Origin of the sequence: Citrobacter sp. Ce119 (genome assembly GCF_030334525.1) — a bacterium.
Taxonomy (GTDB): Bacteria; Pseudomonadota; Gammaproteobacteria; order Enterobacterales; family Enterobacteriaceae; genus Citrobacter; species Citrobacter europaeus.
In genome coordinates this window covers 1-25,011 of sequence record NZ_JAOWDR010000045.1, presented here as the reverse complement: position 1 = coordinate 25,011, position 25,011 = coordinate 1, and the positions used below count along the sequence as shown (strand labels likewise).

The 25,011-nt window shown below is 53.2% G+C and carries 27 protein-coding genes and 1 pseudogene; 20 read left to right on the top strand and 8 right to left on the bottom strand.

The genetic code is table 11. The annotated features are described in order from the left end of the window. Positions 1-6: 6 nt before the first annotated feature. The 4 genes from ficA to argD all read left to right on the top strand — a co-directional run bounded on the left by ficA (position 7) and on the right by argD (position 2,664). The gene (gene ficA / locus OGV80_RS06730) at positions 7-174 is read left to right on the top strand and encodes a FicA/YhfG family antitoxin (protein WP_003827708.1); all 168 of its coding nucleotides are present in this window, start codon (positions 7-9) and stop codon (positions 172-174) included. After that, positions 164-766, top strand: coding sequence for a putative adenosine monophosphate-protein transferase Fic (locus OGV80_RS06725; protein ID WP_087051956.1), 603 nt, complete (start codon positions 164-166; stop codon positions 764-766). Before ficA ends, OGV80_RS06725 begins: the two co-directional genes overlap by 11 nt. Before the next feature lie 31 nt (positions 767-797). After that, entirely contained in the window at positions 798-1,361 is a 564-nt protein-coding gene (pabA, locus tag OGV80_RS06720) for an aminodeoxychorismate synthase component 2 (protein ID WP_043018554.1), read from the top strand. Positions 1,362-1,446: 85 nt separating this feature from the next. After that, positions 1,447-2,664 carry a bifunctional acetylornithine/succinyldiaminopimelate transaminase gene (gene argD / locus OGV80_RS06715; RefSeq protein ID WP_286514234.1) on the top strand — a complete coding sequence of 406 codons (1,218 nt, stop codon included), beginning with the start codon at positions 1,447-1,449 and terminating at the stop codon, positions 2,662-2,664. A 90-nt stretch (positions 2,665-2,754) separates the two neighbouring features. On the opposite strand, the gene OGV80_RS06710 is transcribed toward argD, so the two are convergent. Continuing rightward, positions 2,755-4,842, bottom strand: coding sequence for a YccS/YhfK family putative transporter (locus OGV80_RS06710; RefSeq protein ID WP_087051957.1), 2,088 nt, complete (start codon positions 4,840-4,842; stop codon positions 2,755-2,757). A 51-nt stretch (positions 4,843-4,893) separates the two neighbouring features. Beyond that, a complete protein-coding gene (gene crp, locus OGV80_RS06705) occupies positions 4,894-5,526 on the bottom strand; it encodes a cAMP-activated global transcriptional regulator CRP (RefSeq protein WP_000242758.1) in 633 nt (210 codons plus the stop codon). Positions 5,527-5,834: 308 nt separating this feature from the next. Between crp and OGV80_RS06700 the strand changes: the two genes are divergently transcribed. Further along, the gene (locus OGV80_RS06700; protein ID WP_043018552.1) at positions 5,835-6,239 is read left to right on the top strand and encodes an OsmC family protein; all 405 of its coding nucleotides are present in this window, start codon (positions 5,835-5,837) and stop codon (positions 6,237-6,239) included. Positions 6,240-6,307: 68 nt separating this feature from the next. Here the strand turns inward: OGV80_RS06700 and OGV80_RS06695 are convergent, their stop codons facing one another. The 4 genes and pseudogenes from OGV80_RS06695 to OGV80_RS06680 all read right to left on the bottom strand — a co-directional run bounded on the left by OGV80_RS06695 (position 6,308) and on the right by OGV80_RS06680 (position 9,269). Further along, positions 6,308-7,177: a phosphoribulokinase gene (locus tag OGV80_RS06695; RefSeq protein WP_087051958.1), complete on the bottom strand. Its 870-nt coding sequence runs from the start codon at positions 7,175-7,177 to the stop codon at positions 6,308-6,310. Positions 7,178-7,230: 53 nt separating this feature from the next. Next, on the bottom strand, positions 7,231-7,449 hold the full coding sequence (locus tag OGV80_RS06690) for a YheU family protein (RefSeq protein ID WP_003023615.1): 219 nt from the start codon (positions 7,447-7,449) through the stop codon (positions 7,231-7,233). Then, positions 7,446-8,514, bottom strand: a pseudogene (locus OGV80_RS06685) (hydrolase). The gene OGV80_RS06690 and the pseudogene OGV80_RS06685 overlap by 4 nt, the downstream one beginning before the upstream one ends. Before the next feature lie 35 nt (positions 8,515-8,549). After that, positions 8,550-9,269, bottom strand: coding sequence for an NUDIX domain-containing protein (locus OGV80_RS06680; protein WP_043018549.1), 720 nt, complete (start codon positions 9,267-9,269; stop codon positions 8,550-8,552). A gap of 191 nt (positions 9,270-9,460) precedes the next feature. Here OGV80_RS06680 and prs point away from each other — a divergent pair, with 191 nt between their 5' ends. Continuing rightward, entirely contained in the window at positions 9,461-10,321 is an 861-nt protein-coding gene (gene prs / locus OGV80_RS06675; RefSeq protein ID WP_087051959.1) for a ribose-phosphate diphosphokinase, read from the top strand. Positions 10,322-10,335: 14 nt separating this feature from the next. Next, a complete protein-coding gene (locus tag OGV80_RS06670; RefSeq protein WP_043018833.1) occupies positions 10,336-11,826 on the top strand; it encodes a nicotinate phosphoribosyltransferase in 1,491 nt (496 codons plus the stop codon). A gap of 52 nt (positions 11,827-11,878) precedes the next feature. Here the strand turns inward: OGV80_RS06670 and OGV80_RS06665 are convergent, their stop codons facing one another. Beyond that, the gene (locus OGV80_RS06665) at positions 11,879-13,780 is read right to left on the bottom strand and encodes an ABC transporter ATP-binding protein (RefSeq protein WP_043018547.1); all 1,902 of its coding nucleotides are present in this window, start codon (positions 13,778-13,780) and stop codon (positions 11,879-11,881) included. Positions 13,781-13,912: 132 nt separating this feature from the next. Between OGV80_RS06665 and kefG the strand changes: the two genes are divergently transcribed. The 4 genes from kefG (at position 13,913) to slyD (ending at position 17,184) form a co-directional block, all read left to right on the top strand. Further along, entirely contained in the window at positions 13,913-14,464 is a 552-nt protein-coding gene (gene kefG, locus OGV80_RS06660; protein WP_003023629.1) for a glutathione-regulated potassium-efflux system ancillary protein KefG, read from the top strand. Then, entirely contained in the window at positions 14,464-16,269 is a 1,806-nt protein-coding gene (kefB, locus tag OGV80_RS06655; protein WP_286514228.1) for a glutathione-regulated potassium-efflux system protein KefB, read from the top strand. Before kefG ends, kefB begins: the two co-directional genes overlap by 1 nt. An 8-nt stretch (positions 16,270-16,277) precedes the next feature. After that, positions 16,278-16,478, top strand: a complete 201-nt coding sequence (locus tag OGV80_RS06650; protein ID WP_016154768.1) for a YheV family putative zinc ribbon protein — start codon at positions 16,278-16,280, stop codon at positions 16,476-16,478. A gap of 94 nt (positions 16,479-16,572) precedes the next feature. Then, positions 16,573-17,184, top strand: a complete 612-nt coding sequence (gene slyD / locus OGV80_RS06645) for a peptidylprolyl isomerase (RefSeq protein ID WP_008786294.1) — start codon at positions 16,573-16,575, stop codon at positions 17,182-17,184. A gap of 112 nt (positions 17,185-17,296) precedes the next feature. Here slyD and OGV80_RS06640 read toward each other — a convergent pair whose 3' ends face one another. Next, positions 17,297-17,515 (bottom strand): protein SlyX, encoded by a 219-nt coding sequence (locus tag OGV80_RS06640; RefSeq protein ID WP_003023639.1) that lies wholly within the window; start codon positions 17,513-17,515, stop codon positions 17,297-17,299. A 232-nt stretch (positions 17,516-17,747) separates the two neighbouring features. Between OGV80_RS06640 and fkpA the strand changes: the two genes are divergently transcribed. The 9 genes from fkpA to tuf form a co-directional block, all read left to right on the top strand. Continuing rightward, entirely contained in the window at positions 17,748-18,566 is an 819-nt protein-coding gene (gene fkpA, locus OGV80_RS06635; protein ID WP_003023641.1) for an FKBP-type peptidyl-prolyl cis-trans isomerase, read from the top strand. Between the two features lie 167 nt (positions 18,567-18,733). Continuing rightward, the gene (locus tag OGV80_RS06630; protein WP_003023643.1) at positions 18,734-19,456 is read left to right on the top strand and encodes a helix-turn-helix transcriptional regulator; all 723 of its coding nucleotides are present in this window, start codon (positions 18,734-18,736) and stop codon (positions 19,454-19,456) included. Further along, the gene (gene tusD / locus OGV80_RS06625; protein WP_003023646.1) at positions 19,456-19,842 is read left to right on the top strand and encodes a sulfurtransferase complex subunit TusD; all 387 of its coding nucleotides are present in this window, start codon (positions 19,456-19,458) and stop codon (positions 19,840-19,842) included. Before OGV80_RS06630 ends, tusD begins: the two co-directional genes overlap by 1 nt. Further along, positions 19,842-20,201: a sulfurtransferase complex subunit TusC gene (gene tusC / locus OGV80_RS06620; protein WP_043018545.1), complete on the top strand. Its 360-nt coding sequence runs from the start codon at positions 19,842-19,844 to the stop codon at positions 20,199-20,201. Before tusD ends, tusC begins: the two co-directional genes overlap by 1 nt. 7 nt (positions 20,202-20,208) lie before the next feature. After that, positions 20,209-20,496, top strand: a complete 288-nt coding sequence (gene tusB / locus OGV80_RS06615) for a sulfurtransferase complex subunit TusB (RefSeq protein WP_047408236.1) — start codon at positions 20,209-20,211, stop codon at positions 20,494-20,496. A gap of 125 nt (positions 20,497-20,621) precedes the next feature. Next, positions 20,622-20,996, top strand: a complete 375-nt coding sequence (gene rpsL / locus OGV80_RS06610) for a 30S ribosomal protein S12 (protein WP_003023654.1) — start codon at positions 20,622-20,624, stop codon at positions 20,994-20,996. A gap of 95 nt (positions 20,997-21,091) precedes the next feature. Then, positions 21,092-21,562 (top strand): 30S ribosomal protein S7, encoded by a 471-nt coding sequence (gene rpsG, locus OGV80_RS06605; RefSeq protein ID WP_016154763.1) that lies wholly within the window; start codon positions 21,092-21,094, stop codon positions 21,560-21,562. 96 nt (positions 21,563-21,658) lie between these two features. After that, positions 21,659-23,773 (top strand): elongation factor G, encoded by a 2,115-nt coding sequence (gene fusA, locus OGV80_RS06600; protein ID WP_003023659.1) that lies wholly within the window; start codon positions 21,659-21,661, stop codon positions 23,771-23,773. Between the two features lie 69 nt (positions 23,774-23,842). Continuing rightward, on the top strand, positions 23,843-25,011 hold a 1,169-nt coding region (tuf, locus tag OGV80_RS06595), incomplete at its 3' end, for an elongation factor Tu (protein ID WP_286454612.1).

Below are 25,011 nucleotides of genomic sequence, written 5' to 3'. Positions count from 1 at the left end.
GGTCATGTGAAAAAACTCACCGATAAACAAAAGTCCCGGCTCTGGGAACAACGACGAAATGCCAATTTCCAGGCCAGTCGGCGGCTGGAAGGTGTGGATATTCCACGGGTTACTCTGAGTGCTGAAGACGCCCTGGCGCGTCTTGAAGAGTTGAGGAGGCACTATGAGCGATAAATTCGGTGATGGACGCGACCCCTATTTGTATCCGGGCCTGAATGTCATGCGTAACCGTCTGGGGATCCATCAGGCGCAACGACTGACGCAGGCGGCCTATGAACTGACGGCGCTGCGTGCGGCCACTATCGAGCTGGGCCCGCTTAAACGGGGATTGCCGCATCTGTGCGCCATTCATCGCCAGCTGTATCGGGATATTTTTGACTGGGCGGGACATCTGCGGGAAGTCGATATCTACCAGGGCGATACCCGTTTTTGCCATTTCGCTTATATCGAGAAAGAGGGCAATGCGTTGATGCAGGACCTGGAAGATGAGTCCTGGCTGGTGGGGTTGCCGGAAGACAAGTTTGTCGATCGTCTTGCACACTATTATTGCGAAATCAACGTGCTGCATCCGTTTCGTATTGGCAGCGGCCTGGCGCAGCGTATTTTCTTCGAACAATTAGCGATTCATGCCGGGTATATGCTGAGCTGGGATGACATCCCGGTTGAGGAGTGGAATCTGGCTAATCAGAGCGGGGCGATGGGTGACTTGTCTGCGCTGCGGGCGATATTTCGTAAAGTGGTAAGCGAAGCCCCGGAAACTGAGTAGAATAGCGCGGTTCTTATGTACCGGAGCCGCCATGATCCTGCTTATTGATAACTATGATTCTTTTACCTGGAACCTGTACCAATACTTCTGCGAACTGGGCGCTGATGTCCTTGTCAGGCGTAACGACGAGCTGACGCTGGCGCAAATTGATGCGTTGAGCCCGCAAAAAATCGTGATTTCCCCAGGACCCTGCACGCCGGATGACGCCGGTATCTCGCTGGATGTAATTCGCCATTTCGCGGGCAACATCCCTCTGCTGGGCGTGTGTCTCGGTCACCAGGCGATGGCGCAGGCCTTTGGCGCGAGCGTGGTTCGGGCGGCAAAAGTGATGCACGGTAAAACCTCGCCGATTACGCATAACGGGCAGGGCGTTTTTCAGGGACTCGCCAACCCATTAACGGTGACGCGCTACCATTCTCTGGTGGTTGCCCCCGAAACGCTTCCTGACTGCTTTGAAGTGACGGCCTGGAGTGAAACGCAGGAGATTATGGGCATTCGTCACCGTGAGTGGGATATGGAAGGGGTGCAGTTTCACCCGGAGAGTATTCTCAGCGAACAGGGGCATCAGCTGCTGGCTAATTTCCTCAATCGCTGATTTGTGGTTGCTATTCAGTGATTTTTTATTCATATTTTGTGATTATAATTTCACTAGCATTTCTGCTTAACAGGGTGGTAATGACATGGCAACTGAACAAACTGCTATTACGCGCGCGACATTCGATGAAGTGATTCTGCCGATTTATGCACCGGCTGAGTTTATCCCGGTAAAAGGAAAAGGGAGTCGAGTCTGGGATCAACAGGGCAAAGAGTATGTTGATTTCGCGGGCGGCATTGCAGTTACCGCGCTAGGGCATTGCCATCCGGCACTGGTTGAGGCGTTAAAAACCCAGGGGGAAACCCTGTGGCATACCAGCAACGTTTTCACCAATGAACCCGCGCTGCGTTTAGGCCGTAAAATCATTGATGCGTCCTTCGCCGAGCGCGTGCTGTTCATGAATTCAGGTACGGAAGCCAACGAAACCGCCTTTAAGCTGGCGCGCCACTATGCCTGTGTGCGTCATAGCCCGTTCAAAACCAAAATCATTGCCTTCCATAATGCGTTTCACGGCCGTTCGCTGTTTACCGTTTCTGTTGGCGGGCAGCCGAAATACTCCGACGGCTTTGGACCAAAGCCGGCAGATATCATCCATGTCCCGTTTAACGATCTGCATGCGGTAAAAGCGGTGATGGACGATCACACCTGCGCGGTGGTGGTTGAGCCAATTCAGGGAGAAGGCGGCGTCACTGCGGCTACGCCGGAATTCCTGCAAGGTTTGCGCGAACTCTGTGACCAGCACCAGGCGCTGTTGGTATTTGATGAAGTGCAGAGCGGGATGGGGCGTACCGGCGATTTGTTTGCCTATATGCACTACGGCGTGACGCCGGATATCCTCACCAGCGCGAAGGCGCTCGGCGGCGGTTTCCCGGTGAGCGCGGTGCTGACCACTCAGGAGATTGCCTCCGCGTTCCACGTGGGGTCGCACGGTTCCACGTACGGCGGTAACCCGCTGGCCTGCGCGGTAGCGGGTGCAGCGTTTGATATCATCAACACGCCGGAAGTGCTGGGAGGCATTCAGGCCAAACGTCAGACGTTTGTCCAGCATTTGCACAAGATTGATCAACAGTTCGACATTTTCAGCGATATTCGCGGGATGGGGCTGCTGATTGGCGCCGAGTTGAAGCCGCAGTTTAAAGGCCGGGCGCGCGATTTCCTCTATGCCGCCGCGCACGAAGGGGTGATGGTGCTGAACGCCGGGCCGGACGTAATGCGTTTCGCGCCGTCGCTGGTGGTAGAGCAGGCGGATATCGATGAAGGGATGCAGCGTTTCGCGCAGGCTGTCGCGAAGGTGGTGAGCTGATTGCCGGATGGCGGCGCGAGCGCCTTATCCGGCCTACAGGGTAAGGTGTGATTCGTAGGCCGGATAAGCGTAGCGCATCCGGCAAATCTTTTAACCCTTCATGTCCCGTAGTCGGCGGCTCAGCCAGATCCCGTGGTGCGGTCGCTGACGCCATGCTACCGACGAAATGGTATGCATGGTGTTCAGATGCCCAAGAACCCGTTGCAGATGCTGCTCAAGAGTGCTTAACGGACCGTGGGACAGCATCTCCGGCGCTTCGAGAATATTCACATCGCCCGAGCTTCCCGGTCCGTCATACTCCAGCCGCTGCTGACAGCGCTGAAGCGCAATTTCACAGGATTCCAGATACCGCTGCGCCAAATCCGGCGTCAGCATCGTATGTTCCCTTGCCAGCGTGGTCATCGCGTTAATGTGTTCGACGATGAACTGGCTGTGCGTGACCCACAGTTTCATGTCCGCAAGGTAGTGCGAGTTGAATCCTGGCTCCTGCATCGCCTGGTTCAGTGAGTTGAACAGCGTGTTCTGCGCCTGGTTAACCCGCATGCGTTGATACGCCAGCGGCGTGGCCTGCGGATCGTTGCTGAGGATCAGGCGAATGGCCTCCTGGTCGGCTTCTAACGCGTCGTGGGCGTTCTTACGCAACAGACCGCTCTGCCACTGTGGCCACAGCCAGAGCGTGCCGCCAAAGGCGATTAGGCAGCCAATGATCGTATCGACAAACCGCGGCACGATAAACTGTTCCCCGTTCAGCGTCAGCAGTTGCAGGGTGTAAACTGCCGTGACCGTAAAGCCGACGGTAGCCCAGCCGTAATTTTTACGGATGATCAGATAGCTCACCAGGGTTATCAGCAGCATGGCTGCCAGCGTGAAACCTTCCGGAATATGAAAGTGCAGCGTGACGCCGGCAATCACCAGCCCAACGAGCGTACCGACCGACCGATGTAAGATGCGTACCCGGGTCGCCCCGTAGCCATTTTGCGTGACGAACAGAATAGTCATTAAAATCCAGTAGGGCTTTGGCAGGTGTAAGGCGCTGCCCATCAGGCTGGCGATACTCAACATAACGCAGATGCGTCCGGCATTGCGCAGCGCTGGAGATTTCAACGACAGATAGTTTTTCAGGGCTGGGATCAACGGCAACCGACGCTGCTTGTCAGCCATCAAGTCACGGGCATACAACGGGCGCTGGGTGCGTAGCACGCGGGCAATACGGCTAAAGTGCCAGTAGCAAAATTGTCCCACCGGGTTGTCCGGATGCTGCCTGGCGATTTTCTCCAGTGTGCCAATCTGTTTTTCCATCGAGAAACGGGTCGGCAAACGGTGATACAAAATATCATCGGCCAGTACCCGAAGGCGTTCGGCTACGGTACGCGCATTCCAGCGAATCACCTGCTCCGCATGGCTACGCTCGACCAGCTTTTGCACCTCTTCCGGCTGGTGGAGGCTAACGGAAATATGCTCTTGTAAATCGAGCGCCTCCTGAAAGGCACGCAGCAGGCGCTTGTAATCGTTGTTGCGATGCGCCGACAGCATATGCATTTGCTGATAACACTGGGTAATCAGATCCACTGCCTTTTGTTGGCGAACCAGCAGGGGAGGCAGCGCTTTTTCTGGGTCGGCATGCTGGGTCAGCATGCTGTACTTAGTTTCACAGTAATCGGCTAATTCACGATACAACAGGCTGAGCGATTCACGGAGCGGCTGTTCGCGCCACATCCAAAACCAGAACCAGTTGAACAGGCCATACCATAACGTGCCCAGCGCGTAGATCAGCAGCGGCTCCCAGACGGGCATGTTGCCGGCCAGGCTTAGCGTGAAAATCGCTGCGATAAGTGAGGCAGGCAATAGTCGCGCATGCAAAGGGCTCAACTCGGCGGTTACACCAAGAATTAGCGTCAGGCCGGTGAGGATAAGCGGCAGTGGTATATCTTTTGCCAGCAGTAATTGCATGATCAAACTGCATCCGGCAAACAAAGACGCGCCAATAGCTAAACGTTTGAAAAAGCGCTTATGCGGGGTATCAAGACCGGCAATGTTGCAGCAGGCAGGGACCAGGGAGAAGAGGAGGCCCAGATGAAGCTGACCGATGATCAGACCAACAGCCACAGGTAAACATAGCACTAGCGTCTGCCGTAGTGCGTAGTTGATCTCTGGGTGGTATATCAGTCTTCGCCACATCGGTGCAAACAAAAGTGGCGCATTACTGGGTAACGCGCCACTTCGATGGGGTTAACGGGTGCCGTAGACGACGATAGTCTTACCGTGTGCGGAGATCAGGTTCTGATCTTCCAGCATCTTCAGAATACGGCCGACGGTCTCACGGGAGCAGCCAACGATCTGGCCGATTTCCTGACGGGTGATTTTAATCTGCATGCCGTCCGGGTGGGTCATCGCATCAGGCTGTTTCGCCAGATTCAGCAGAGTCTGCGCGATACGACCAGTTACGTCGAGGAAGGCGAGGTTGCCGACTTTTTCAGACGTGACCTGCAGACGACGAGCCATCTGAGAAGACAGGCGCATCAGAATATCCGGGTTGACCTGGATTAATTGGCGAAATTTTTTGTAGGAAATTTCAGCGACTTCACATGCGGTTTTGGCACGTACCCAGGCGCTACGTTCCTGACCTTCTTCGAAGAGGCCTAATTCACCAATAAAATCGCCCTGATTCAGATAAGAAAGGATCATTTCTTTCCCTTCTTCATCTTTGATCAGCACTGCCACTGAGCCTTTAACGATGTAATACAACGTTTCCGCTTTTTCACCCTGGTGAATCAGCGTGCTCTTCGATGGGTACTTATGAATATGGCAATGAGACAAGAACCATTCGAGAGTCGGGTCTGTTTGCGGTTTGCCAAGCACCATGCGCGGTTATCCTCTGTTATAAGCTGTCTCCAGAGCCAGAAAACGACGCTGCCTCTGGGTTTGCAAAAATGTGCTTCCCGCTACCTGGGAAGGGGGCTACTAAAAATATACTGCAGCCTGTAATGTGATGTCCTCTGCATACATGCAGTACGTCAATGTATTACTGTAGCATCCCGACTGTTTTAGCATAGCTTTCGCCGTGTGTCTCCTGGTGTCTCGCTTCAGCATGACGCAGGTCGCCTTCCATTGCGAGAATTGTTATGTGCGCGTAATCTGTCAGGAAAATTGAAACATTGGAGTTACGAAATATGCAAGCGCGTGTAAAGTGGGTTGAAGGGTTAACCTTCCTCGGTGAGTCCGCCTCTGGCCACCAAATTCTGATGGACGGTAACTCCGGTGATAAAGCGCCGAGCCCGATGGAAATGGTATTAATGGCGGCGGGCGGTTGTAGCGCAATTGATGTGGTTTCGATCCTGCAAAAGGGTCGTCAGGATGTGACCAACTGCGAAGTGAAACTGACCTCAGAGCGTCGTGATGAAGCGCCGCGCCTGTTTACCCACATCAACCTGCATTTCATCGTAACGGGTAACGATCTTAAAGATGCATCAGTCTCACGCGCAGTCGACCTTTCAGCGGAAAAATATTGCTCCGTGGCACTGATGCTGGAAAAGGCGGTGAACATTACCCACTCCTATGAAGTGGTTGCCGCGTAATCCCTGACGCCAGATAATGTTGATTCGTAGGCCCGATAAGCGAAGCGCCATCGGGCACTTTCCACGCCTCACCCTATCTTTTTGCCTTCCATCAGTCGCTGGACCAGCGGCAGCATAATCAATTCCATCGCCAGGCCCATCTTGCCGCCCGGCACGACCAATGTATTGATATGGGAAATGAATGAGCCCTGCAGCATGGCCAGTAGCCACGGGAAGTCGATCCCTTCCAGGTTACGAAAATGAATCACGACAAAGCTTTCATCCAGAGACGGGATACTCTTGGCGGCAAAGGGGTTAGAGGTATCGACGGTCGGTACGCGCTGGAAGTTAATATGCGTCCGGGAAAACTGCGGCGTGATGTAATTGATGTAATCGTCCATTGATCGCACCACCGAGTCCATCACCGCTTCACGCGAGTGTCCACGCTCGCTGGTATCGCGAGTCAGTTTCTGGATCCATTCCAGGTTTACGATCGGCACCACGCCAACCAGCAGATCGACATGTTGGGCCACGTTTTGCTGTGGGGTGACGACGCCGCCGTGCAGTCCTTCATAAAACAGGACATCCGTCGGTTCAGGCAGCGGCTGCCAGGGCGTGAAAGTCCCTGGCACCTGGTTCCACGGTACGGCCTCATCGTAAGTGTGCAGATATTTTCGCGACTGGCCTTTGCCCGTCTGACCGTATTCGATGAAAGTTTGTTCCAGCAGACCGAAGTCATTCGCTTCGGGGCCGAAATAGCTGATATGCCGCCCGGCATCGCGCGCTTTGCGAATCGCCATGTCCATTTCCGGACGGGTATAGCGATGAAAACTGTCACCTTCCACCTCGGCGGCACGCAGATTTAACTGCGCGAAAATTTTACGAAACGCGAGGCTGGTGGTGGTGGTCCCCGCGCCGCTGGATCCTGTTACCGCAATCACCGGATGTTTGGCAGACATAACAACTCCATGAAATGGTTATAATTATAGTAAAGTCGGCCGGCGGCTACGGATTACTCGTGAATCTGCTTCCTCGGCATAATATTGACCGTTTCATGCAGTTCAGACCACACCAGCACGGCTTCACCTGATTGTAGTTGGCGTTTGACGTCGGCGACTTTTTGTTCGAGCGAACGTTCATGTTCACCATAATCGGTGCCTTCACGCAAGACAAAGCTTTCAATCAGATTGTCCAGCGCGTCCGGGGAGATATCTTGCCAGGGGATGATCATGATGAGACCTCCAGATACGTTGTCAGCCAGTCGGGGATTCTGGATTCCAGCCACATCTCAGGATGGCGTACCGTGCCGCCAATGAATCCGACGTGGCCACCGTGTTCAGTCAACTGATACTCCACCTGCGAAGGCAGGTTTTCCGGTTTCGGGATCACGTGATGATCCATAAACGGATCGTCCTTGGCATGGATAATCAGCGTGGGTTTGGCTATCTGGTTGAGCAACGGCATGGCGCTACACTGACGATAATAGTCTATAGCATCGGCGAAACCGTGGATTTTGGCGGTGATCAGATCGTCAAAATCGCGGATGCGACGCAGAGATTTCAATTGGGACAGACTTACCGGCAGCGAGCCTGGATAGGCCTCAAGCTTACGCGAGGCATTGGCTTTCAACAGATTGAGCAGGTAGCGCTGATAGACCCGAGAGAATCCCTTGTCCATATGGTAACTACAGGCTTCCAGCACGAAAGGCGCGGAGACGATAACGGCGGCATCAATTGGAATCTCGTTGCCTTCTTTGGCCAGCAGGCAGGCCAGCATGTTGCCACCGAGCGAATAGCCCACCGCTGCGGTCGGCACGCGACCGAACTCACGCTCCAGCCAGTGTAAAAACCAGGTGCCATCTTCTGTTTCGCCCGAATGATAAATGCGGTTCAGACGATTGGGTTCACCGCTGCAGCCGCGAAAATGCATTACCACGCCCAGCCAGCCGCGCTTTTGCGCCGCTTCAATCAGGCCATGTGCGTACGGGCTGTTCAGACTACCTTCCAGACCGTGAAAAACCACCAGGCGCGGTTTGTGTTTCGCCTGTTGCGGATCTTCACTCCACGCCAGATCGACAAAATCACCATCGGGCAATTCCAGACGCTGCCAGTGGGCGTCGAACTTCACCTTGCGGCGAATTAAGCGCGGCAGCATCGTCTGCAGATGGCGGTTACTGATACCGCGCATCGGGCGGAATTCTCGCGAATCGTCGGTAGGTGGGGTCATTTCTGTGGACGTGATTTCAACCATAACACCAGAGCAATTAATAATCGGAAAGAATAACTATACCGCGCACAGCGCGTGCGGGTTAGCCAATATGTGATTTTGTCGCTAGTCAGCAAGCAGGTTACGCGAGAAAAGATGAAAATCGACGTCGGGTTTACGTCGCCACAGGCGAGCTTTACGCGTCCCTGTCGCCATGCTTTCTCCGGTATCTTCAAACATTCCTGACGCTTCAAAGCGGCGAATCAGACTTTTACGCTGGATCGACTGACCAAGGATAACCTCGGTGGCTTCAAGCAGTTGTCCATGGGTAAATGTCTCCGGCAGGCAGTATACGGGCAGTAGCGAGTACATCGTTTTTTGCCGTAAGCGATGCAGTGCCGCCGTAATGATTTTCTCGTGATCGAACGCGAGTGAATGGTTTTTCAACTCGTCAACCGGTACCCAACGGGCGTTACTGACGCTGGCAATATGCGGCGCGCAGTCTACCCAGGCGATTAGCGCAAACCAGGTGACCGTCAGGCTCCAGCCGCGCGGGTCTCGTTCTGGCCCGGAAAAGGTATCCAGTTGTTCAAGCCACGAAGGCGAAACGCCCGTTTTTTCAGTGAGTTTGCGTAGCGCGGTGGCGCGGGTTGAATCATCGTTTTCGATATCAATAAAACCGCCAGGTAATCCCCAACGTCCTTTTTGCGGCTGGTTTGCCCGCTCGACCAGTAATACGCACAGCGCCTGCTGATGCAGGGTAAATAACACGCTATCTACCGTCACCAGAGGTGAAGGGAAGCGGCTGGCGTCGTACTGATTCAGGTAGTCGGCTTCGGTGGTCATAAGGTACTCACGATGATTTGTAACGCTGACAAGTGTACCAGCCCGGCACTGGGGGGCAAGGTTCGTTTTTTATCATTACTTATCAGTGGATTATCTCTTGTTCTAAAAATAATGCATTTTATACTTGCTTAATATGTGTCTCAAGGACATTATTAATTGTGTCGAAGGGACATAATTAAGGGGTGAGAGCGATGAGCGTAAAACTGACATTAACTTTGGACGACCAGACCTACGCAGTTGCCAGTGGTATTTTTCCTGATGGCGCCGGCTGGTTGAAAGTCACTGATGCACTGCCATCGTTTGCTCGCCTGATGCGCATCCGCGCGGTGGCAATGCGAGATATGAACGATTTTATGCTGCTGGCGCAACTGGTTGAGGCGGTCCGTCATCAGACGGATGTACTGGTCAGCCATCTCGACCTCCCCTGGCTGCCGTGGGCGCGTCAGGACAGACATATGGTGGCGGGTGATAGCTTTGCGCTGAAAGTCTTCGCCAGCCAGCTCAATACGCTGCAATTCGATAAGGTGAAGGTGCTCGATCCGCACAGCGACGCGGCGGCGGCAGCTATCAATAATTTTGTGGCGATTTCACAAGAGACTTGCCTGCTGCACAGCGCGACTTTGCAGCGCCAGTTCCAGCAAAAAACGCTAATGCTGGTTGCCCCCGACGCCGGAGCTTTGAAGAAAATTGATGCTGTTGCCAGAGCTGCCGGCGTGGAGGAGTACGCCATCCTGAGCAAAAAACGCGATGTAGCAAGCGGCAAGCTGACGGGATTTTCGTTAATGGCCGGAGACGTCAGGGGCAGGGATATGCTGATTGTTGACGATCTGTGCGACGCAGGCGGTACGTTCATTGGTTCCGCGCAGGTACTACGTGAGGCCGGTGCCCACAGCGTCAGTCTGTATGTCACCCACGGTATTTTTTCTAAGGGCGTCGAACACCTGTTTGCCAACGGCATTGATGCTATCTACACCACCACCTCTTTTGCTGCCCCGACGCTGGAGCATCCGCAGCTTGAGCTTATCGACATTGACGCGATTTACCGCGCCTGAGGGAGATGCTGATTATGAAAATGAACCCAATTCTGGCTATCGACGGCTACAAAGTTTCTCACCGCGTGCAATATCCGCAGGGAACCCGTCGCGTGTATTCCAATTTTACCCCACGCAGCGATCGCTTTTTTTCCTCGCCGTTGGCGGATGGCAAACTGGTATTTTTTGGCCTGCAGGGTTTTTTGCAGTGGTTTTTAGTCGACCTGTTTAATGAGGCGTTTTTTGCCCGTCCGGAAGATGAGGTGGTCAGCGAATATAAACAGGTCATGGACAGCTATCTCGGCAAAGATGCGGTGGCGGTGGATCATATCCGCGCCCTGCATCAGTTGGGCTATCTGCCGTTGCACATCAAAGCGCTGGATGAAGGCAGCAAAGTTCCGATGGCGGTACCGGTCTTAACCATTATCAACACCAAACCCGAGTTTTTCTGGCTGGTGAATTACCTGGAAACCGTGCTGTCGGCAGAGCTGTGGAAAGCGTCAACCAACGCCACCATTGCTCACCACTACCGCAAAATCTGCGCGCGCTGGGCAGAGAAAACCTGTAGCGACCTGGCACACCTTGACTTCCAGTGTCATGACTTTTCCTTTCGCGGCATGTCCGGATTACAGGACACCATGCAGGCGGGCAGTGGGCATTTGTTAAGCTTTAAAGGGACCGACAGTATTCCATCTCTGCTGTACGCCCGCGATTACTACACCGACGGCGAACCCTATTTTATCGGCGCCAGTATTCCGGCTACCGAACACAGCGTGATGTGTATGGGTGAGCGCGAGCATGAGATTGAAACCTTCCGCCGCCTGATTGCCGATCTCTATCCGCAGGGATTTGTATCGATAGTCTCCGATACCTGGGACTACTGGCAGGTGCTGACGGAATACACCCGCGAACTGAAGAACATCATTCTGACCCGTGAAGGGCGGGTGGTATTCCGTCCGGATAGCGGTAATCCGGTTGAGATTCTGTGCGGTACAGGTGCGGATGAGGATACCCGAGCCGATCGTACGGCACAGGAGAAAGGCTCTGTGGAGGTGCTGTGGGAGATATTTGGCGGCACGGTTAACGCTAAAGGCTACAAGGTGCTCGACCCACATGTGGGGCTGATTTATGGCGATTCCATCACCCTTGAGCGGGCGAATGAGATCCTGCGTCGTCTTGAAGCGAAAGGATTTGCCAGTTCAAATGTGGTGTTTGGCGTGGGTTCCTTTACCTATCAGTACAACACGCGTGACACCTTCGGTTTTGCAATGAAAGCGACGTGGGGAGAAGTCGATGGCAAAGGCCGGACGATTTTCAAAGAGCCGAAAACCGATAATGGCTTAAAGCGCTCTGCCCGCGGTTTGCTTCGAGTAGCACGTGATGAGCTGGGGGAATTGCGCCTGCATGATGAACAAACGTGGGAGCAAGAGCAGGAAGGAGAACTGAAAACCCGTTTTCTTAACGGCAAGCTGTTTAACCGTGAACATTTTGAAGATATCCGCCAGCGTCTGGCGATGCAGAGATAATTCAACAAAAATGCCTGATAAGACGCACAAGCGCCTTATCAGGCACTCATGACTATTCGGCCAGCATCTGCTCAAGCTGTTCCTGCGCTTCCAGCCAGGCCATCTCGCACTCTTCCAGTCCGGATTTTGCACTGGCCTGCTGCTGCAGGCATGCGGTGAGTTCGGCTTTGCGGCTTTGGTCATACAGTTCGCTATCGCCGAGTTTTTCTTCCGCCTGCGCCAGCTGTGCGTGCAGTTTCTCCATCTCTTTTTCCAGACGGGTAATCTCTTTACGCAGCGGCTGCGTCAGGGTGCGCAATTCAGCTTCGCGACGCTTCTGGTCTTTACGCGCCTGGGCGCTGTTAACGCTCTCTTTCGCCGGTTCGTCGTTCTGGTTTTCTTGTTTTTGCACATCGCTCAGCCACTGCTGATAATCCTCCAGATCGCCGTCAAACGGCTCGACTTTTTTGTCGTGCACCAGATAGAGGTCATCGGTGGTGGAGCGAATCAGGTGACGGTCGTGCGAGACCACGACCAGCGCGCCTTCGAAATCGATCAACGCTTCGGTCAGCGCCTGGCGCATATCAAGGTCCAGGTGGTTGGTCGGTTCATCAAGCAGGAGCAGGTTCGGGCGCTGCCAGACGATCAACGCCAGCACCAGACGCGCTTTTTCACCACCGGAGAAGCGGCGAGTCTCTTCGCTGACTTTATCGCCCTGGAAGCCGAATCCGCCGAGGTAGTCCCGCAGTTTCTGCTCCAGCTCCTGCGGCGCCATGCGCGCCAGGTGCTGAATAGGCGATTCATCGGCGCGTAAAAACTCCAGCTGGTGCTGCGCGAAGTAGCCCAGCTTGATACCTTTCGCCAGGCCAATCTCGCCGCTAATGGGGGCCAATTCGCCGGCCAGCAGCTTGATCAGCGTCGATTTACCCGCGCCGTTGCGACCGAGCAGGCCGATGCGGGAACCCGGCACCAGATTCAGTTTGATCGAATCGAGAATGACGCGATCGCCGTAGCCAGCGCTGACCTTTTCCATCTTCAGCAGTGGATTCGGCAGGCTTTCTGGTTCACGAAAGCTGAAGTGGAACGGGTTGTCCACGTGTGCCGGGGCAATCAGCTCCATGCGTTCCAGCATTTTGATACGGCTTTGCGCCTGCTTTGCTTTGGTTGCTTTAGCGCGGAAACGATCGATATAGCTTTGCAGATGCGCCACGCGCTCCTGCTGGCTTTCGTACATTGCCTGTTGCTGCGCGAGGCGGGTCGCACGCTGGATTTCAAACGCGCTGTAGTTGCCGGTGTACTCGAACATGGTTTGCTGTTCGATATGAATAATTTTGTCCACCACCGGGTCGAGGAAGTCGCGGTCGTGGGAGATCAATATCAGCGTGCCCTGGTAGCTTTTCAGCCATCTTTCCAGCCAGATTACCGCGTCGAGATCGAGGTGGTTGGTGGGTTCATCGAGCAGCAGCAGGTCTGAACGGCAAATCAGCGCCTGGGCCAGGTTGAGACGCATACGCCAGCCACCGGAAAAGTCGCTGACCGGGCGCTCAAGCTGTTCGTTGGAGAAACCGAGACCATGCAGCAGGCTGGCGGCGCGTGAGCGCACGGTCCAGGCGTCGATGGCATCCAGTTTGCCATGGACGGTGGCAATAGCGTGTCCATCGTTACGTTCGTTGGCATCGTTCAACTGCGCTTCCAGTTGACGATACTCGCGGTCGCCGTCAATCACGTACTCCAGCGCGGGCTGCGGCAATGCTGGCGTTTCCTGATTCACCCACGCAAGCTGCCAGTTTCCCGGATAGGTAAATCCTCCGGCGTCGGCGCTGAGTTCATTTTTCAGCAATGCCAGCAGGGTAGATTTACCACAGCCATTTTTACCTACCAGACCAACTTTCTGCCCTGGATTAATGGTGGCCGTGGCATTGTCCAGCAAGACGCGCACGCCGCGACGAATTTGTAACGATGAGAAAACAATCATAAGGCGCCGTATGTTCAGACTATGTTAATTTATCATTATGATAATGTAATGTGTGGGCCATTTGCCGCACCGAGGCGCAATGGTAGCCCAAAACGTCGAAAATAGACAAAAGACAAAACCGGGAGGGGGATGATGTTCCAGCCAGCGAAAGTCTTGCTGCTGTATGCCCATCCGGAATCTCAGGACTCGGTTGCGAACCGGGTTCTGCTTAAACCGGCCATGCAGCTCAGCAATGTTACCGTGCACGACCTGTACGCGCACTATCCTGATTTTTTTATCGACATTCCGCATGAGCAGGCGCTGCTGCGTGAGCATGATGTGATTGTTTTTCAGCATCCGCTTTACACCTATAGCTGTCCGGCGCTGTTAAAGGAGTGGCTTGACCGTGTACTGAGCCGCGGATTTGCCAGCGGCCCCGGAGGGAATCAACTGGCGGGAAAGTACTGGCGGAGCGTTATCACGACCGGAGAACCGGAAAGCGCCTATCGCTATGACGCGCTAAACCGTTATCCAATGAGCGATGTACTGCGTCCTTTTGAGCTAACGGCCGGTATGTGCCGCATGCACTGGATGAGCCCTATTATCGTCTACTGGGCCAGGCGGCAAACGAAGCAGGAGCTGGACAGCCATGCGAAAGCGTATGGTGACTGGCTGGCGAATCCGATCCCTGTGGGAGGCCGCTGATGGAAGGTTCTGATTTATTGACGGCGGGAGTGTTGTTCCTCTTCGCGGCGGTGGCGGCAGTTCCCCTGGCCTCAAAGCTGGGTATCGGTCCGGTGCTGGGTTACTTGCTGGCGGGTATTGCTATCGGCCCGTGGGGATTAGGATTCATCAGCGATGTGGATGAAATTCTGCACTTTTCCGAGCTGGGTGTGGTCTTTTTGATGTTCATCATTGGGCTGGAACTTAACCCTGCCAAGTTATGGCAGTTGCGGCGTTCAATTTTTGGCGTCGGCGCCGCGCAGGTAATGCTGAGTGCAGTAGTGCTGGCAGGATTATTGATGCTCACTGCGTTCTCCTGGCAGGCGGCAGTGGTTGGCGGCATTGGTCTGGCGATGTCATCGACCGCCATGGCGCTACAGTTGATGCGCGAAAAAGGCATGAACCGCAGTGAATCCGGACAACTGGGTTTTTCGGTGCTGCTGTTTCAGGATTTGGCGGTGATCCCTGCGTTGGCGCTGGTTCCGCTGCTGGCGGGTTCTGCTGACGAACATTTTGACTGGATCAAAGTGGGAATGAAGGTGCTGGCCTTTGCCGGCATGCTGATTGGCGGGCGCTATTTGCTGCGTCCGGTTTTCCGCTTTATTGCGGATTCTGGCGTGCGGGAAGTATTTACCGCCGCGACGCTGTTGCTGGTGCTGGGTTCGGCTTTATTTATGGATGCGCTGGGGCTGTCGATGGCGTTGGGAACGTTTATCGCGGGCGTGCTGCTGGCGGAAAGCGAATACCGACATGAGCTGGAAACGGCAATCGATCCGTTTAAAGGCCTGCTGCTCGGCCTGTTTTTTATCTCCGTAGGCATGTCACTCAATCTTGGCGTGCTCTATACCCATATTCTGTGGGTGGCGGCGAGCGTGATAGTACTGGTGGTTGTAAAAATGCTGGTGCTGTATGTGCTGGCGCGTCTTAACGGCATGAGAAGCTCAGAACGGATGCAGTTTGCCGGGGTTTTGAGTCAGGGCGGTGAATTCGCTTTCGTGCTGTTTTCAACGGCATCCTCGCAACGGCTGTTTCAGGGCGACCAAATGGCGTTGCTGCTGGTGACCGTCACGCTGTCGATGATGACCACGCCGCTGGTGATGAAGCTGATCGACAAATGGCTCTCCCGTCAGTTTAACGGTACGGATGAAGAAGATGAAAAACCCTGGGTAGAAGATGATAAACCGCAGGTGATTGTGGTGGGGTTTGGGCGCTTTGGTCAGGTTATTGGTCGCCTGTTGATGGCCAATAAAATGCGGATTACCGTTCTGGAGCGGGATATCAGCGCGGTGAATTTGATGCGTAAATATGGCTATAAGGTTTACTACGGTGATGCCACGCAGGTGGATCTGTTGCGTTCTGCGGGTGCGGAGGCGGCACAGTCTATTGTTATTACCTGTAATGAGCCTAAAGACACCATGAAACTGGTGGAACTGTGCCAACAGTATTTTCCGCATTTGCATATTCTTGCGCGTGCGCGCGGACGTGTAGAGGCGCATGAGTTATTACAAGCTGGTGTGACGCAGTTTTCCCGCGAAACGTTCTCCAGTGCGCTGGAGTTGGGGCGTAAAACGCTGGTTACACTGGGGATGCATCCGCACCAGGCTCAGCGCGCTCAGCTGCATTTTCGTCGGCTGGATATGCGCATGCTGCGGGAGCTGATCCCCATGCATACGGATACCGTACAAATCTCTCGAGCCAGGGAAGCCCGGCGCGAGCTGGAGGAAATTTTCCAACGAGAGATGCAGCAAGAGCGGCGTCAGCTGGATGGCTGGGATGAATTTGAGTAGAGGTAATCATGGCAATTCGTAAACGTTTTATTGCAGGCGCAAAATGTCCGTCCTGCCAGGCGCAGGATACGCTGGCAATGTGGCGCGAAAATAATATCGATATTGTTGAGTGTGTTAAGTGCGGCCATCAGATGCGGGAAGCGGATAAAGAGGCGCGCGAGCACGTTCGCAAAGAAGAGCAAGTGATCGGGATTTTTCATCCGGACTAGCGATATGGCGCAGCTTTTTTTAAGCTAGAGGGTACACGGGTGCAGAATTCCGCTACAATCTGCGCCACTATTCTTTCCATGCTCAGGAGATATCATGAAAGTAGCAAAGGACCTGGTGGTCAGCCTGGCCTATCAGGTACGTACAGAAGACGGTGTGTTGGTTGATGAGTCTCCGGTGAGTGCACCGCTGGACTACCTGCATGGTCACGGTTCCCTGATTTCTGGCCTGGAAACAGCGCTGGACGGTCATGAAGTTGGCGACAAATTCGATGTTGCTGTTGGCGCAAACGACGCATACGGTCAGTACGACGAAAACCTGGTGCAGCGCGTTCCTAAAGACGTCTTCATGGGCGTTGACGAACTGCAGGTTGGCATGCGTTTCCTGGCTGAAACTGACCAGGGTCCAGTACCGGTAGAAATTACCGAAGTGGAAGACGATCACGTTGTAGTTGATGGTAACCACATGCTGGCTGGCCAGAACCTGAAATTCAACGTAGAAGTTGTTGCTATCCGCGAAGCGACCGAAGAAGAACTGGCTCACGGCCACGTTCACGGCGCGCACGGTCACGACCACGATCATGACCACGGTCATGACGGTTGCTGCGGTGGTCATGGCCACGGTCACGACCATGGTCACGAGCACGGCGGCGAAGGCTGCTGCGGCGGTGGCGGTAAAGGTAACGGCGGCGGCTGCGGTTGCCACTGATCGGTATGATTGCCTGATGGCGCTACGCTTATCAGGCCTACCGTAGGCCGGATAAGACGTTTACGTCGTCATCCGGCACAAAAAGCGGGGATATCCCCGCTTTTTTTACGTCTCAATAATGTGGCGGCGGGGTCTCTTCAGACTGCGACGCAATGTGGGACGGCTGCGTTGCTTTGAGCTTTTCTGTCAGTAAACGCAGATGGTCGCGGAGTTTGGCCATTTCCAGTTCATGCGCGGTCACCGTCACGTTGAGCTCTTCAATGGTTATCTCCTGAAATGCCAGGCGACTTTCCAGTTCAGCCAGGCGAGTTTCCATTGTTGTATCCTGCATGATTCACCTCTTTCTTTTTTCTCCGGCAGATCGCGGACTGCGGCGAATTCTACTTAACTTTGCCTGTTTGCACAGCACTCAATCTTCGGTCACGAAACTAATTTAAACAAAAAGAGTCTGAAATGTGGTGATAATAGGGCGTGCCCGTATGTTGATTTGTTCTACAACGCTTTATAGTACATTTTTGTTTTAGCTAACCCTGGGGTGAGATGCCCCGGCCCTGGAGATATGGATGAAATCACTGTTTAAAGTAACGCTGCTGGCGACCACAATGGCTGTTGCTCTGCATGCCCCGATCACCTTCGCTGCTGATGCTGCGAAACCAGCCGCTACTGCTGACAGCAAAGCAGCATTCAAGAATGACGACCAAAAAGCCGCTTACGCGCTGGGCGCGTCCCTGGGTCGTTATATGGAAAACTCTCTGAAAGAGCAGGAAAAACTGGGCATCAAACTGGATAAAGATCAGCTGATCGCTGGCGTTCAGGATGCGTTTGCAGACAAGAGCAAGCTGTCTGACCAGGAAATCGAACAAACTCTGCAGGCGTTTGAAGCGCGCGTGAAGAGCTCCGCTCAGGCGAAAATGGAAAAAGACGCGGCTGATAACGAAGCCAAAGGTAAAGTTTACCGCGAGAAATTTGCTAAAGAGAAAGGCGTTAAAACCTCTGCTACTGGCCTGGTCTACAAAGTAGAGAAAGAAGGTACTGGCGCTGCGCCGAAAGACAGCGATACCGTGGTAGTCAACTACAAAGGTACGCTGATTGATGGTAAAGAGTTTGATAACTCTTATACCCGCGGTGAGCCGCTCTCTTTCCGTCTTGACGGGGTAATCCCGGGCTGGACTGAAGGCCTGAAAAACATCAAGAAAGGCGGCAAAATCCAGCTGGTTATCCCACCGGATCTGGCTTACGGCAAAACTGGCGTACCGGGCATTCCGGCCAACTCTACGCTGGTCTTTGATGTTGAACTGTTAGACATCAAACCGGCGCCGAAGGCCGATGCGCAGCCAGATGCTGCACCGGCAGATAAAGCTGCAGACAGCAGCAAAAAATAAGTGACCAGAAACCGCCGCCCACAGGGCGGCGGTTTTTTATTATCGACAGGATATAATTAATACTGGAAAGCGCCTTGTGCGCTGTATTACTTTAGATGCCCCTATAATAGTGATGAGCCTGCCCTGACAACATAACGACAGGCTCCTGAAAAGGAGTGCTTTTTTTCATGTCCAGGTCGCTTTTAACCAACGAAACCAGTGAGCTAGATTTACTGGATCAACGTCCTTTCGATCAAACTGACTTCGATATCCTCAAATCCTACGAAGCGGTTGTGGACGGGTTGGCGATGCTCATTGGTTCCCATTGTGAAATCGTATTGCACTCTTTGCAGGATTTGAAATGCTCGGCTATCCGCATTGCTAACGGTGAACACACGGGCCGCAAAATTGGCTCGCCGATTACCGACCTTGCATTGCGTATGCTGCATGATATGACGGGTGCGGATAGCAGCGTGTCGAAGTGTTACTTCACACGTGCGAAAAGCGGTGTCTTGATGAAGTCGGTGACGATTGCTATTCGCAACCGTGAGCATCGCGTGATTGGTCTGCTGTGCATCAATATGAACCTTGATGTCCCATTCTCGCAGATAATGAATACCTTTATCCCACCGGAAACCCCGGAAGTGGGTTCTGCCGTCAACTTCGCTTCTTCGGTGGAAGACCTGGTTACCCAAACGCTGGAATTCACGATCGAAGAAGTGAACGCCGATCGCAATGTTTCCAACAACGCCAAGAATCGTCAGATTGTCCTGAATCTGTATGAGAAAGGTATCTTCGATATTAAAGATGCCATCAACCAGGTTGCCGATCGGCTGAACATCTCCAAGCACACGGTCTACCTCTATATTCGTCAGTTCAAAAGCGGCGATTTCCAGGGGCAAGACAAGTAATGCGTTTTGCCATCATGGTGACGGGGCCGGCTTATGGTACGCAGCAGGCGAGCAGCGCGTTGCAATTTGCTCATGCGCTACTCAAAGAAGGGCATGAGCTAAGTAGCGTCTTTTTCTATCGTGAAGGTGTGTATAACGCCAACTTACTGACTTCGCCTGCCAGTGATGAATACGATCTGGTACGGGCCTGGCAACAGCTGAACCAGCAGCATGGCGTGACGCTGAATATTTGCGTGGCGGCGGCGTTGCGTCGCGGCGTAGTCGATGAAACTGAAGCGAAACGTCTGGGCCTGGCAGGCGCTAATTTACAATCAGGTTTTAACCTCAGCGGGCTGGGTTCGCTGGCTGAGGCGTCCCTGACCTGCGATCGCGTGGTGCAGTTTTAATGAAACGTGTTGCTTTTGTCTTTTCTACCGTGCCGCACGGCAGCGCGTCTGGCCGTGAAGGATTAGATGCCTTGCTGGCGACATCGGCATTAACGGAAGACCTCGGCGTATTTTTTATCGGCGATGGCGTTTTTCAAATCCTTCAGGGACAACAGCCGGATGTTGTGTTGGCGCGAGACTACATCGCAACCTTCAAACTGTTGGGATTGTACGATATTGAGCAATGTTGGCTTTGCGCCGCCTCTTTACGCGAGCGGGGTCTTCAGCAGGGTGTTAATTTTGTGGTCGATGCGACAGCGTTAGAACCGGAAGATTTACGCCGTGAGCTAGGCAACTATGACGTCATTTTAAGGTTTTGAGATACTCATGCTGCACACATTACATCGCTCTGCGTGGCTTACCGATTTCTCCTCTCTTCTCCGCCTGATTGATAAAGACGATGAACTTTTATTGCTCCAGGATGGCGTGACCGCGGCAGTAGAAGGAAGCCGTTTCCTTGAAAGTCTGCAAAATGCCTCCATTAAGGTCTATGTACTGGAAGAAGACATTCAAGCTCGCGGCTTATGTGGTCAAATTTCAGACAGTGTCGTCAGGGTTAGCTATACTGACTTCGTCAGACTTACGGTGAAGCACCCCAGCCAGATGTCCTGGTAATTGTGGGATCGTTGTATATTTCTTGACACCTTTTCGACACCGACCTAAAATTCTGCGTCCTCATATTGTATGAGGTCGTTTTATTACGTGTTTACGAAGCGAAAGCTACAACCAGGAGCTATTTAATGGCAACAGTTAACCAGCTGGTACGCAAACCACGCGCACGCAAAGTTGCAAAGAGCAACGTGCCTGCACTGGAAGCATGCCCGCAGAAACGTGGTGTATGTACTCGTGTATATACCACCACTCCTAAAAAACCAAACTCCGCACTGCGTAAAGTATGCCGTGTGCGTTTGACTAACGGTTTTGAAGTGACTTCCTACATCGGTGGTGAAGGTCACAACCTGCAGGAGCACTCCGTGATCCTGATCCGTGGCGGTCGTGTAAAAGACCTCCCGGGTGTTCGTTACCACACCGTTCGCGGTGCGCTTGACTGCTCCGGCGTTAAAGACCGTAAGCAATCACGCTCCAAGTATGGCGTGAAACGTCCTAAGGCTTAATGGTTCTCCGTTAAGTAAGGCCAAACGTTTTATATTAATGTCAAACTAAACTCGTAGAGTTTTGGACAATCCTGAATTAACAACGGAGTATTCCCATGCCACGTCGTCGCGTCATTGGTCAGCGTAAAATTCTGCCGGATCCTAAGTTCGGATCAGAGCTGCTGGCTAAATTTGTAAATATCCTGATGGTAGATGGTAAAAAATCTACTGCAGAAACCATCGTATACAGCGCGCTGGAGACCCTGGCTCAGCGTTCTGGTAAAGATGGCCTGGAAGCTTTTGAAGTAGCCCTTGAAAACGTGCGTCCGACTGTCGAAGTTAAGTCTCGCCGCGTTGGTGGTTCTACTTATCAGGTTCCAGTTGAAGTCCGTCCGGTTCGTCGTAATGCCCTGGCAATGCGTTGGATCGTTGAAGCTGCTCGTAAACGCGGTGATAAATCCATGGCTCTGCGCCTGGCGAACGAACTTTCTGATGCTGCAGAAAACAAAGGTACTGCAGTTAAGAAACGTGAAGACGTTCACCGTATGGCAGAAGCCAACAAGGCGTTCGCACACTACCGTTGGTAATCCCTTCGGAGTTTTAGTCACCAGGCGGGCGCTTCTAGTAAGCAGCCCGCTTTGGGCTACTTAAATTGAACGCCTAAAAGATAAACGAGGAATCAAATGGCTCGTACAACACCCATCGCGCGCTACCGTAACATCGGTATCAGTGCGCACATCGACGCCGGTAAAACCACTACTACCGAACGTATTCTGTTCTACACCGGTGTAAACCACAAAATCGGTGAAGTTCATGACGGCGCAGCCACCATGGACTGGATGGAACAGGAGCAGGAGCGTGGTATTACTATCACCTCCGCAGCGACTACTGCATTCTGGTCTGGTATGGCTAAGCAGTATGAACCGCATCGCGTAAACATCATCGACACCCCGGGGCACGTTGACTTCACTATCGAAGTAGAACGTTCCATGCGTGTGCTTGATGGTGCAGTAATGGTTTACTGCGCAGTTGGTGGTGTTCAGCCTCAGTCTGAAACCGTATGGCGTCAGGCAAACAAATATAAAGTTCCACGCATTGCGTTCGTTAACAAAATGGACCGTATGGGTGCGAACTTCCTGAAAGTTGTTGGTCAGATCAAAACCCGTCTGGGCGCGAACCCTGTTCCGCTGCAGCTGGCAATTGGCGCTGAAGAAGCGTTCACCGGTGTTGTTGACCTGGTGAAAATGAAAGCCATCAACTGGAACGAAGAAGATGCAGGCGTAACCTTCACTTATGAAGATATCCCGGCTGACATGCAGGAACTGGCTGAAGAATGGCACCAGAACCTGATCGAGTCCGCTGCAGAAGCTTCAGAAGAGCTGATGGAGAAATACCTGGGTGGTGAAGAACTGACTGAAGAAGAGATCAAAAAAGCTCTGCGTCAGCGCGTTCTGAACAACGAAATCATCCTGGTAACCTGTGGTTCTGCGTTCAAGAACAAAGGTGTTCAGGCGATGCTGGATGCGGTAATTGATTACCTGCCATCCCCAGTCGACGTACCTGCGATCAACGGTATTCTGGACGACGGTAAAGATACTCCGGCTGAGCGTCACGCTAGCGATGATGAGCCGTTTGCTGCTCTGGCATTCAAAATCGCTACCGACCCGTTCGTGGGTAACCTGACCTTCTTCCGCGTGTACTCTGGTGTGGTTAACTCCGGTGACACCATCCTGAACTCAGTGAAAACTGCACGCGAGCGTTTTGGCCGTATCGTACAGATGCACGCTAACAAACGTGAAGAGATCAAAGAAGTTCGCGCGGGCGATATCGCTGCTGCTATCGGTCTGAAAGACGTGACCACTGGTGACACTCTGTGTGACCCGGATCACCCGATCATTCTGGAACGTATGGAATTCCCTGAGCCGGTAATTTCCATCGCGGTAGAACCGAAAACCAAAGCTGACCAGGAAAAAATGGGTCTGGCTCTGGGCCGTCTGGCTAAAGAAGACCCGTCATTCCGCGTTTGGACTGACGAAGAATCTAACCAGACCATTATCGCCGGTATGGGTGAGCTGCACCTCGACATCATCGTTGACCGTATGAAGCGTGAATTCAACGTTGAAGCGAACGTCGGTAAACCTCAGGTTGCTTACCGTGAAGCGATTCGCGCGAAAGTTACCGATATCGAAGGTAAACACGCTAAGCAGTCTGGTGGTCGCGGTCAGTACGGTCATGTTGTTATCGACATGTACCCGCTGGAGCCGGGTTCAAACCCGAAAGGCTACGAGTTCATCAACGACATCAAAGGTGGTGTAATTCCTGGCGAATACATCCCGGCCGTTGATAAAGGCATCCAGGAACAGCTGAAATCCGGCCCACTGGCTGGTTACCCGGTTGTTGATCTGGGCGTGCGTCTGCACTTCGGTTCTTACCATGACGTTGACTCCTCTGAGCTGGCGTTTAAACTGGCCGCTTCTATCGCCTTCAAAGATGGCTTTAAGAAAGCGAAACCAGTTCTGCTTGAGCCTATCATGAAGGTTGAAGTAGAGACTCCGGAAGAGAACACCGGTGACGTAATCGGTGACTTGAGCCGTCGTCGTGGTATGCTTCGTGGTCAGGAATCCAACGTCACTGGCGTTGTTATCCATGCTGAAGTTCCGCTGTCTGAAATGTTCGGATATGCAACCCAGCTGCGTTCTTTGACCAAAGGCCGTGCTTCTTACTCCATGGAGTTCCTGAAGTACGACGATGCGCCGAACAACGTTGCTCAGGCCGTTATTGAAGCCCGTGGTAAATAATCCACAGGATTAAAACCTAAGTCCCGTGCTCTCTCCAAAGGGGAGAGCACTATAGTAAGGAATATAGCCGTGTCTAAAGAAAAATTTGAACGTACAAAACCGCACGTTAACGTCGGCACCATCGGCCACGTTGACCACGGTAAAACTACCCTGACCGCTGCAATCACTACCGTACTGGCTAAAACCTACGGCGGTGCTGCTCGTGCATTCGACCAGATCGATAACGCGCCGGAAGAAAAAGCTCGTGGTATCACCATCAACACTTCTCACGTTGAATATGACACCCCGACTCGCCACTACGCACACGTAGACTGCCCGGGCCACGCCGACTATGTTAAAAACATGATCACCGGTGCTGCGCAGATGGACGGCGCGATCCTGGTTGTTGCTGCGACTGACGGCCCGATGCCGCAGACTCGTGAGCACATCCTGCTGGGTCGTCAGGTAGGCGTTCCGTACATCATCGTGTTCCTGAACAAATGCGACATGGTTGATGACGAAGAGCTGCTGGAACTGGTAGAAATGGAAGTTCGTGAACTTCTGTCTCAGTACGATTTCCCGGGCGACGACACTCCGATCGTTCGTGGTTCTGCTCTGAAAGCGCTGGAAGGCGAAGCAGAGTGGGAAGCGAAAATCATCGAACTGGCTGGCTTCCTGGATTCTTACATCCCAGAACCAGAGCGTGCGATTGACAAGCCGTTCCTGCTGCCTATCGAAGACGTATTCTCCATCTCCGGTCGTGGTACCGTTGTTACCGGTCGTGTAGAGCGCGGTATCATCAAAGTTGGTGAAGAAGTTGAAATCGTTGGTATCAAGGACACTGCTAAGTCTACTTGTACCGGCGTTGAAATGTTCCGCAAACTGCTGGACGAAGGCCGTGCTGGTGAGAACGTTGGTGTTCTGCTGCGTGGTATCAAACGTGAAGAAATCGAACGTGGTCAGGTACTGGCTAAGCCGGGCTCTATCAAGCCGCACACCAAGTTCGAATCTGAAGTGTACATTCTGTCCAAAGACGAAGGCGGCCGTCATACTCCGTTCTTCAAAGGCTACCGTCCGCAGTTCTACTTCCGTACTACTGACGTGACTGGTACCATCGAACTGCCGGAAGGCGTTGAGATGGTAATGCCGGGCGACAACATCAAAATGGTTGTTACCCTGATCCACCCAATCGCGATGGACGACGGTCTGCGTTTCGCAATCCGTGAAGGCGGCCGTACTGTTGGTGCGGGCGTTGTTGC

Coding starts and splice junctions, on each gene's coding strand:
- crp (WP_000242758.1), bottom strand. CDS start 5,526: ATGGTGCTTGGCAAACCGCAAACAGACCCGACTCTCGAATGGTTCTTG.
- prs (WP_087051959.1), top strand. CDS start 9,461: ATGAGCGTAAAACTGACATTAACTTTGGACGACCAGACCTACGCAGTT.
- OGV80_RS06630 (WP_003023643.1), top strand. CDS start 18,734: ATGTCCAGGTCGCTTTTAACCAACGAAACCAGTGAGCTAGATTTACTG.
- OGV80_RS06700 (WP_043018552.1), top strand. CDS start 5,835: ATGCAAGCGCGTGTAAAGTGGGTTGAAGGGTTAACCTTCCTCGGTGAG.
- kefB (WP_286514228.1), top strand. CDS start 14,464: ATGGAAGGTTCTGATTTATTGACGGCGGGAGTGTTGTTCCTCTTCGCG.
- pabA (WP_043018554.1), top strand. CDS start 798: ATGATCCTGCTTATTGATAACTATGATTCTTTTACCTGGAACCTGTAC.
- OGV80_RS06690 (WP_003023615.1), bottom strand. CDS start 7,449: ATGATCATCCCCTGGCAAGATATCTCCCCGGACGCGCTGGACAATCTG.
- OGV80_RS06640 (WP_003023639.1), bottom strand. CDS start 17,515: ATGCAGGATACAACAATGGAAACTCGCCTGGCTGAACTGGAAAGTCGC.
- OGV80_RS06665 (WP_043018547.1), bottom strand. CDS start 13,780: ATGATTGTTTTCTCATCGTTACAAATTCGTCGCGGCGTGCGCGTCTTG.
- tusD (WP_003023646.1), top strand. CDS start 19,456: ATGCGTTTTGCCATCATGGTGACGGGGCCGGCTTATGGTACGCAGCAG.
- OGV80_RS06680 (WP_043018549.1), bottom strand. CDS start 9,269: ATGACCACCGAAGCCGACTACCTGAATCAGTACGACGCCAGCCGCTTC.
- fkpA (WP_003023641.1), top strand. CDS start 17,748: ATGAAATCACTGTTTAAAGTAACGCTGCTGGCGACCACAATGGCTGTT.
- tusC (WP_043018545.1), top strand. CDS start 19,842: ATGAAACGTGTTGCTTTTGTCTTTTCTACCGTGCCGCACGGCAGCGCG.
- rpsG (WP_016154763.1), top strand. CDS start 21,092: ATGCCACGTCGTCGCGTCATTGGTCAGCGTAAAATTCTGCCGGATCCT.
- slyD (WP_008786294.1), top strand. CDS start 16,573: ATGAAAGTAGCAAAGGACCTGGTGGTCAGCCTGGCCTATCAGGTACGT.
- OGV80_RS06695 (WP_087051958.1), bottom strand. CDS start 7,177: ATGTCTGCCAAACATCCGGTGATTGCGGTAACAGGATCCAGCGGCGCG.
- OGV80_RS06670 (WP_043018833.1), top strand. CDS start 10,336: ATGAAAATGAACCCAATTCTGGCTATCGACGGCTACAAAGTTTCTCAC.
- argD (WP_286514234.1), top strand. CDS start 1,447: ATGGCAACTGAACAAACTGCTATTACGCGCGCGACATTCGATGAAGTG.
- rpsL (WP_003023654.1), top strand. CDS start 20,622: ATGGCAACAGTTAACCAGCTGGTACGCAAACCACGCGCACGCAAAGTT.
- OGV80_RS06650 (WP_016154768.1), top strand. CDS start 16,278: ATGGCAATTCGTAAACGTTTTATTGCAGGCGCAAAATGTCCGTCCTGC.
- fusA (WP_003023659.1), top strand. CDS start 21,659: ATGGCTCGTACAACACCCATCGCGCGCTACCGTAACATCGGTATCAGT.
- OGV80_RS06710 (WP_087051957.1), bottom strand. CDS start 4,842: ATGTGGCGAAGACTGATATACCACCCAGAGATCAACTACGCACTACGG.
- tusB (WP_047408236.1), top strand. CDS start 20,209: ATGCTGCACACATTACATCGCTCTGCGTGGCTTACCGATTTCTCCTCT.
- OGV80_RS06725 (WP_087051956.1), top strand. CDS start 164: ATGAGCGATAAATTCGGTGATGGACGCGACCCCTATTTGTATCCGGGC.
- kefG (WP_003023629.1), top strand. CDS start 13,913: ATGTTCCAGCCAGCGAAAGTCTTGCTGCTGTATGCCCATCCGGAATCT.